Origin of the sequence: Microbacterium sp. (assembly GCF_030149085.1) — a bacterium.
Lineage (GTDB): Bacteria > Actinomycetota > Actinomycetes > Actinomycetales > Microbacteriaceae > Microbacterium.
On the sequence record NZ_JASBSF010000030.1, the window covers coordinates 1 to 7781 of the forward strand.

The window sequence follows — 7781 nt, forward strand, 5'->3', positions numbered from 1 at the left end:
CGATGCGGCGCGCAGAGATGTGCGGGACGGGGACGAACCCGAGCTCGGTGACGGCCTTGGCCGCAGCTACCCGCATCGGAAGGTCTTCGTTGCCGAGGAAGGTCACGTTGACCTTCGTGCCGGCAGGGATGAGCGGCGCAGCTTCGGTCAAGCCGACGACGTCCTTCTCCTTGCCCGTGATCTCGAGCGAGTATCCCTCGACGAGTCGTCTGGCCGACTCGGTCGTCGTCGATGATTTGGTGTTCGCCATGGCGAGGGGTCCTTTCCGCTGCCAGGAGTGCGTCATTGCAGTACGTGGCGATTTTACCTATGGACATAGGGAATGTCCAGAGGGGTGACAGCGAGGAGGGGATACCGACACGTTGTCAGGTATCCCCTTCTCGGAAGGCGTGATCAGCGCGCTTGGTTTGCGGCTGTCTCGTTCTCGAGGATCTGGAGCTCCCGCGCATCGACCAGCATGCGCTGCAGCAACGCGTTGAGGTTCGTGATCTCTTCGTGCGAGAGGTGGGCGAGAACGATGTCCTGGCCCCTCATCGAGATCGGCAGCATATCGTCGTGCATCTGGACGCCCTCGGTCGTCAGATACATCGGCCGTGATCCCCGCGGGCCGTCCAGCAGAACGATCAGACCGCGGCCCACGAGCGTGTTGACGCTTTTGGAGACCACTGCCTTGTTGACTCCGATGAACTCGGAGACCTCTGTCGCAGAGAATCCGGGGTTGAGCGCTAGGACCGAGATCACGCGCCAGTCGTTGGTGCCGAGGCCGAATCGGCGCCTCAGCTCGTTCGATTCGCGCCACACGAGCGCGTTCGACAGCAGCGCCAGCAGGCGCGGCGTGAAGTTATCGGGGTCGACGGTGTTCTGGAGGGGTTCCCACTGGATGCGTGGATCGAGCCGGTCCATGTGGTCCTTCGCGCGTCGGATGATGTTCGGGTTGGAAGTGACGGTAGTAGACGATCGGGGCCGAGCGAGGAATCTGCCCGGCCCCGATCGAGTGAGGGTAGTTCTCAGTGAGCCATCGCCGCGAGGGCTTCGGGGTCGATGGTTGCGATCGAGCGGGTGTCCTGGAAAGCGCGGATGCCTTCGATACCCTGCTCGCGACCGATGCCGGACTGCTTCATGCCGCCGAACGGTGCGCGCAGGTCAAGGCGGGTCGCGCCGTGGTCGTTGACCCAGACGTACCCGCACTCGAGGGCGCCGCCGACGCGCTGCGCAGCGTCGGGGCTTCCCGTCCACACCGATCCGCACAGGCCCGCCCACGTGTCGTTGGCGAGGCGGATGGCCTCCTCTTCGGTGTCGAAGGGGATGATGGGGATGACGGGGCCGAACTGTTCCATCGTGACCACGCGCAGGCTCGGGTCGGGGTCGACCACGATCGCGGGGCGCATGAAGTTGCCGCCCGCGAGCTCACCGCCGGGGAGTTCGCCGAACTCACGAACATCGGCGCCGGCATCCTTCGCCTCCTGGATGAGCTCTTCGACGAATGCCTTCTGCGCCGAGGAGTGCAGGGGGCCCATCGTGGTGCCCTCGTCCAGGCCGTAGCCGATGACAGCCTTGTTGAGGCGGTCGGACAGACCGTTCACGACCTCGTCGAGGCGTGAGCGGTGCACGTAGACGCGCTTGGCATTCATGCAGATCTGCCCGGTGGTGTCGTAGATCGCCGCGTACAGGCGGTCCAGGTGGGTGTCGTCGATGACGGCATCCTCGAGGAAGATCGCGGCGTCGTTCCCACCGAGCTCGAGCGTGACGCGGGTGAGGGTCTTGGAGGCCATCTCCATCATCCGCTTGCCGCCGTTAACGGAACCGGTGAAGCACACCTTGGCGATATCGGTGTTCTGGATCAGGCCCGACATGTTCTCGTCCTTGCCGGTGACGATGTTCAGCACCCCGGGCGGGAGCTTTTCGGCGACGCGCTGCACGAGCTTCGCGGTGGCAAGCGGCGCGGTCAGCGGCGGCTTGACGATCGCGGTGTTGCCGGCAAGCAGCGCGTGGGGGAGAGCCGCGCCGAGGATCGCGATCGGCCAGTTGAACGGCACGATGATCGTGGTCACGCCCAGCGGCTGGTATGACACCTTCGTGTCGACCGGGATCGCACCAGGAACCGCGGGCAGCGTGTGGTCGGTGTCGACCTCGTCAGCGAGCATGAGCGCGAGGTTCCAGCGGATCTCGAACACGAGCGCGTCAACCCAGGCCTCGAAACGGACCTTGCCGTTTTCCTGCGACAGGATCGCTGCGTCGTCGTCGCGGTCATCCGCGATTCCGGCGATCGCCTCTGCCATCAAACGGGCGCGCTCTTTCGCGCCCAGGGCCGCCCACGCCGGGAAAGCCTCCTTCGCGGCAGCCACCGCGTCCGCGACATCCTGTTGCGAAGCTGCTGCTGCCTCGCCGACAACCGCGCCCGGCTTCCCGGGGTCCGCGATCTTCAGCGTCTCGTCGGTGAACCGCTCGGTTCCCCCGATGAACAGTCCGGTCCGTACACCGGCCTGCGTCAACGTGTCAGACATCCTGCACCTCTCTGTGTGTTGTCTTCCCTGATTCGGATGCCGAAGCACCCGCCCCGCGCCGGGCGGCGCGCGAGTCCATTGTGCAGCGTCACTGGACCCCCCGGGATCCTTTTCTCGGATTGGGGCGACCTCATCGACCGCACTTCGCCCCTCTGCGAAGGGCTGCATTCGGTGTCAGTGAGCGCTGAATCGAGTTTAGGTGCATTCCTGTTTACTTGTAAATGAGTTTGTGTTAGCGTCACTCGCATCGCCCCGGCTGAGCCGGTGGCAACCCGAACGAGAGTCGATGATGACCCCCGCGGTCCGTCGCTCTCCTGTCATCGATGAGGAGGCATGTGATGGGTCGAATGTCCCCTGTAGCGCAGGAGCGTCGGAGCGTCGAGGAACTCGAGGATCTCGCTTTCGAGCTTCGTCAGAAGCTCCTGAACCTGTGCGGTACGTACGAGGGAGCAGTGCACATCGGCGGTGATCTGTCCTCTGCCGACATCTTCACCGTGCTGTTCGAGTACGGACTTAATGTCGACCCCACCAACCTCGCCAATCCGACCCGCGATCGGTTCGTCCTCAGCAAGGGTCACGCCGCTGTCGCGATGTACATCGCGATGGCGATCGATGAGGTACAGCGCGATCGGGTACACGCCCTGGTGATGGATGCCGTCGCAAGCGGCGCCGAGCTGCGCGCGGGCGGCACCTACGAGGACCTGTTCTACCGACCGACAGTGCTCGCGAACACGCCCGCAGAAGCGCCCGCCTACTGCGAAGAAGTCTTCGGACCCGTCGCGTCGGTGGTGAAGTTCTCGACCGACGAGGAGGCCGTGGCGCTCGCGTCGGCGACCGACTACGGCCTGTCCCTCGGCATCGTCACCAAGGACGCGCTCGCGGGGTGGGACCTCGCACAGCAGATCCCGACCGGGATCGTGCACATCAACGATCAGACCGTGAACGACGAGGCCAACACGCCCTTCGGCGGAACCGGAGCATCCGGCACGGGCTCACGCCACGGAGGTGCCCAGGCCAACATCGATGCCTTAACCGAGACTCGGTGGATCACGATGCGCCGAGAGCCGTATCCTGTGCGCCCAGGTCGATCTTCTTCAGGGGGCCGCTGCGGGTGAACCCGGGCATCCCGTCCTCCACGACGAGGAGGCTGAATCCGTCTCGACCGGCGTCGGCATCCGTTCGAGCGACGACGATCACGAAATCGGCGAGGAGACCGTTGGAGATGAAGGTCTTCGCTCCGTTGAGCACGAAGTCGTCACCGTCGGGTCGTGCGGTCGTCGCGATGGATGCCAGGTCTGAGCCGGTTCCGGGCTCTGTCATCGCGATAGCGCCGATCTTCTCGCCAGCCACCAGGGGAGTGAGCCACCTGTCGTTCTGCTCGTCGGAGCCGAAGGCGATGAGGTAGGGCGCGATGAGGTCATTGATGCCGCACAGCGACATCGACACCGCTGTCGCGCCGGCGGTAGCGAGCTCCTCGATCATGATCGCGTTGTAGCGGAAATCGTCGACGTCCCCGCCTCCGTTGCTAGCCGGGGCCGAGATTCCGAGCAGTCCGGTCTCGCCAGCCTTCGCGAAGAGGGTCCGATCGACGCGTCCGGCTTCTGTCCAGGCATCCAGGTGGGGCGACACCTCGCGCTGGACGAACCGGCGAACGGTGTCTCGGAAGTCGGCGTGGGACTCGTCGAAGATCGTGCGGGGTACGGCGACGCTGCTCATGGTGAGGATTGTGGCTGCGTCCTCAAATGATTGTCAAGTTCAACGATTGTGTTCGGCAGCGAATTGCTACAATCGCCGGGTGTCCACCGCAAACGATCAGGCACGAGCGGCAGAGCCCCTTGCCCGCTCGGAGAGATTGTGGCGCACACCGGTTGGGGACGACCTGGCATTTCTGCTGGCTCGCGCTAATGCGGTGTCGGTTTCGCGGGTGAATGCGGCGCTTCAGGCTGTCGATCTGCGGGTTCGCGCGTACTCGGTGCTGGCCATTGCCGCCAACAACGCCCGTCCCTCCCAGCGCGAGCTCTCGGAGTTTCTGCGGCTCGATCCGAGTCCGATCGTCGCTCTCATCGACGAGCTCCAGTCTCGCGGGCTCGTCGAGCGCGAGCCCGACCCCAATGACCGGCGCGCCAACGTCGTCGTAGCGACGCCGGCTGGCCGGGACCTGCTCGCCCGGGCCCAGGAGCTTGCGCGCGAGGTCGAGAGCGAGATGTTCGGTGCTCTCGACGGCTCCGAGCGCGAGGCACTCGCGCACGCGCTGCGCGTGATGGCGGGAGCGGTCGAGGTTACTCCCGACCGCTGAGTGGCGCCCGGCTCCTTACGCGAACTGCCAGCCCGTGTAGGCCTCCGCGAGGTAGGTCTGGCCTGCTTCGGACTCGACGACCGAACGCAGCTCGCCGATCTGGCGGCGGCGATCGAAGTCGGATGCCTCGGGAGTCAGGTGCAGCATGCTCGTCATCCACCAGGAGAAGTGCTGAGCCTTCCAGATGCGCTGCAGGGCCGTCTCGGCGTAAGAATCCAGCAGGCGCTCGTCGCCGTCGTTGAGCAGCGCTCCGAGTGCCCGGTCGAGCAGTACGACGTCGGCGACGGCGAGGTTCATGCCCTTGGCTCCCGTCGGCGGAACGGTGTGGGCGGCATCCCCGACAAGGGCCGCGCGTCCGCGCCGCAGTTCGTAAGCGACGAAGCTGCGGAACCGCAGCACGTCCCGCTGGAAGATGGGCCCGTCCTGCAGCGTCGTGCCGGGAACGCACGATTGCAGGGTCTCCCAGATCTCGGCCTCGCTCATCGCGTTCGGATCGGTCTCCGGATCGCACTGGAAGTACATCCGCTGCACGGTGGCGCTGCGCTGGCTGATGAGAGCGAAGCCGCTTGGGGAGTTGCTGTAGATCAGCTCTTCCGAGCTTGGTGGCGCTTCGCACAGGATGCCGAACCAGGCGAACGGATACTCGCGGAAGTATCCGCCGGTCGACGATCCGGTGACGGCGGCGCGGACCAGGCTGCGGGAGCCGTCACCGCCCACGATGAAGTCGGCCTCAATCTCCAGCGGCGAGCCGTCAGGGTTCGTCGCGAACACGCGGGGTCGATCGGTCTCGATGTCTTCGACACGGTCGACGGTGACACCGAACCGAAGATCCTGCCCGGCAGCCAGGCGTACCGCGATCAGGTCGATGAGCACCTCGTGCTGCGGGAAGAGCCAGACACTGCGACCCGTGAGCGCGGGGAAGTCGATCCGATGCCCCTCGCCCTGGAACCGAAGCTCGATGCCGTCGTGGCGGTTTCCGACAGACTTCACGCGCGGGGAGGCGCCGGTCTCGTCGAGGAGCTGCACGGTGGGGTATTCCAGGATGCCGGCGCGGATCGTCTTCTCGATCTCCTCGCGGGTGCGCTGATCGAGCACGATCGAGTCGATGCCTCGGGCGGCAAGAAGGTGTGACAGCAGCAGCCCGGCGGGGCCGGCGCCGACAATGGCAACCTGAGTGCGGACGGTGGACATGGCGTCTCCTTCGACGGATGCGGGTCTCCGCCGAGTCTGCAACATCAGACCGGTTCGAACCGGCACTTTCCCATTGAACGGGACCAGATCGCGGTCAGAGTCGCTGGCGTCGAAGATCGCTCTCGATCGCTGCGACTGCATCCCGCAGCGCGGCGACTGCCGGCGTCGGGTCGGCATCCCGGGGAAGCACGACGGATAACGCGGCCACGACTTCGCCTTCGTGGCGAAGCGGAACCGCCACACCCGTGGACACCGACTGAATCGATCCGGGCGCGATAGCCACACCGTCGCGTCGGATCCCCGCAATCACGCGCTCGAGTGTCCGCGGGTCGGTGATGGTCTCGCCTGACACGGCGCGCAACGGGCCGCCCAGAACACTCGCGCGCACCGCCGCCGGCGCGTAGGCGAGCAGGACGAGGCCCGACGACGAGGCGTGCAGCGGAAGCCGACCAGCGATGCGGGTGATGTTGGCACCGGCATCCGGATGCGAGAGACGTTCGATGAACAGCGCTTCATCTTTCTCGCGCACGGCGAGCTGCGTGTGCTCGCGGATCGACGCTTGCACCGTCTCCATGTGCGGGAGCGCCGCCGTGCGCAGCCGCAGTGCCGAGGATCCGCGCAGGGCGAGTTCCCACAGGCGCATGCCCAGGCGGATCTGCGCATCCTCGTCCCGATCGAGCAGGCCGGCCGAAACGAGGTCATCCACGATGCGGTGGGCGCTGGAGGACGGGAGCCCCGACCGTCGACCGATCTCGGATGCCGACTGCACGGTCCGTTCGGACGTGAAGGTCTCCAGGACGCGCACGATGCGCTCTGTCATCGAGTCACCGGTGGGCGAGTTCGCCATGGCGACAGCTTGGCATGTGCCGATCGACCACGCAGCCGTCGAGGTTTCCCTGCGGATTCATATCGCCCTGCTCGGTCCGCATCGGCGCCCGCCTCGCTACGCTCGAGGTATGACCCGCGCAGCGATGTACAACGAAGTCGGAGGACCCGAGGTCCTGTTCGTGACCGAGGTCGAAGACCCTTCGCCGGGCGCACGGAAGGTGCTGGTCGCTGTTCAAGCTGCCGGGCTGAACCCCTACGATGCCAAGGCTCGTGGCGGACTCATTCCGTCGGATGCCCCGTTCCCGCGACGGATCGGTGGAGACTTCGCCGGCTCAGTCCTTGCAGCCGGTGAGGGGGCTGCCTACCCGGATGGCACGCCGGTCGCTGTCGGGGATGCCGTCATGGGTCGCGCTGCGGGTGCGATCGCCGAGCAGGTGATCGCGAATGCCGCAGAGATCGCACGGCGGCCCGAGGGGCTCGCGGTCGAGGTGGCGGGTGGCCTGCATGTTGCCGGTCTCACGGCGGTTTCGTGTCTGGCTACGGTGCCGGTCGGCGAGGACGATGTCGTGCTGGTGGGCGGCGCGAGCGGCGCTGTCGGTCTCGTGGCGTCGCAGCTTGCGATCGCCCGCGGCGCGCGGGTGATCGGTTCGGCATCCGTGGCCAACCACGACTTCTTGCGGTCGCTCGGGATCGAGCCGGTTGAGTACGGCGAGGGGCTCGCCGAGCGAGTGCGCCATCTCGGCGAGATCACCGCGGTCATGGACTGCCACGGCCGCGACGCACTGGATGCGGGAATCGAACTTGGCGTCTCGGTCGACCGGATGGTCGCGATCGCCGCCTACGCGGCCCTCGATGAGCTGGGAGTGCACAACGTCGAGCGTGCAGCCCGCACGCCCGAGAACCTGAGGGCCCTCGGCGAAGACATTGCCGCCGGCAGAATCGTCTTCCCCGTCGTGGCGACC

General features: G+C 66.1%; 8 protein-coding genes and 1 pseudogene. 3 read left to right on the top strand and 6 right to left on the bottom strand.

The genetic code is table 11. The features are described 5' to 3' along the window. The 3 genes and pseudogenes from Q1V87_RS01070 to Q1V87_RS01080 all read right to left on the bottom strand — a co-directional run. A pseudogene (locus Q1V87_RS01070) lies at positions 1-250 on the bottom strand (methylenetetrahydrofolate reductase); the annotation flags it as partial. A 143-nt stretch (positions 251-393) separates the two neighbouring features. Next, a complete protein-coding gene (locus tag Q1V87_RS01075; protein WP_300590486.1) occupies positions 394-903 on the bottom strand; it encodes a MarR family winged helix-turn-helix transcriptional regulator in 510 nt (169 codons plus the stop codon). 104 nt (positions 904-1007) lie between these two features. Then, positions 1008-2504 carry an aldehyde dehydrogenase family protein gene (locus Q1V87_RS01080; protein ID WP_300590487.1) on the bottom strand — a complete coding sequence of 499 codons (1497 nt, stop codon included), beginning with the start codon at positions 2502-2504 and terminating at the stop codon, positions 1008-1010. A 347-nt stretch (positions 2505-2851) separates the two neighbouring features. Between Q1V87_RS01080 and Q1V87_RS01085 the strand changes: the two genes are divergently transcribed. Continuing rightward, on the top strand, positions 2852-3619 hold the full coding sequence (locus Q1V87_RS01085) for an aldehyde dehydrogenase family protein (RefSeq protein ID WP_300590488.1): 768 nt from the start codon (positions 2852-2854) through the stop codon (positions 3617-3619). Here Q1V87_RS01085 and Q1V87_RS01090 read toward each other — a convergent pair. Beyond that, on the bottom strand, positions 3552-4220 hold the full coding sequence (locus Q1V87_RS01090; protein ID WP_300590489.1) for an acyl-CoA dehydrogenase family protein: 669 nt from the start codon (positions 4218-4220) through the stop codon (positions 3552-3554). The genes Q1V87_RS01085 and Q1V87_RS01090 overlap by 68 nt on opposite strands. Positions 4221-4299: 79 nt before the next feature. On the opposite strand from Q1V87_RS01090, the gene Q1V87_RS01095 reads away from it, so the two are divergent. Then, a complete protein-coding gene (locus Q1V87_RS01095; RefSeq protein WP_300590490.1) occupies positions 4300-4800 on the top strand; it encodes a MarR family transcriptional regulator in 501 nt (166 codons plus the stop codon). 15 nt (positions 4801-4815) lie between these two features. Here the strand turns inward: Q1V87_RS01095 and Q1V87_RS01100 are convergent, their stop codons facing one another. Further along, a complete protein-coding gene (locus Q1V87_RS01100; protein ID WP_300590491.1) occupies positions 4816-5991 on the bottom strand; it encodes a 4-hydroxybenzoate 3-monooxygenase in 1176 nt (391 codons plus the stop codon). Between the two features lie 94 nt (positions 5992-6085). Beyond that, a complete protein-coding gene (locus tag Q1V87_RS01105; protein WP_300590492.1) occupies positions 6086-6838 on the bottom strand; it encodes an IclR family transcriptional regulator in 753 nt (250 codons plus the stop codon). Positions 6839-6947: 109 nt separating this feature from the next. Between Q1V87_RS01105 and Q1V87_RS01110 the strand changes: the two genes are divergently transcribed. Continuing rightward, positions 6948-7781: NADP-dependent oxidoreductase (locus tag Q1V87_RS01110; RefSeq protein WP_300590493.1), on the top strand; the 834-nt coding region annotated here is incomplete at its 3' end.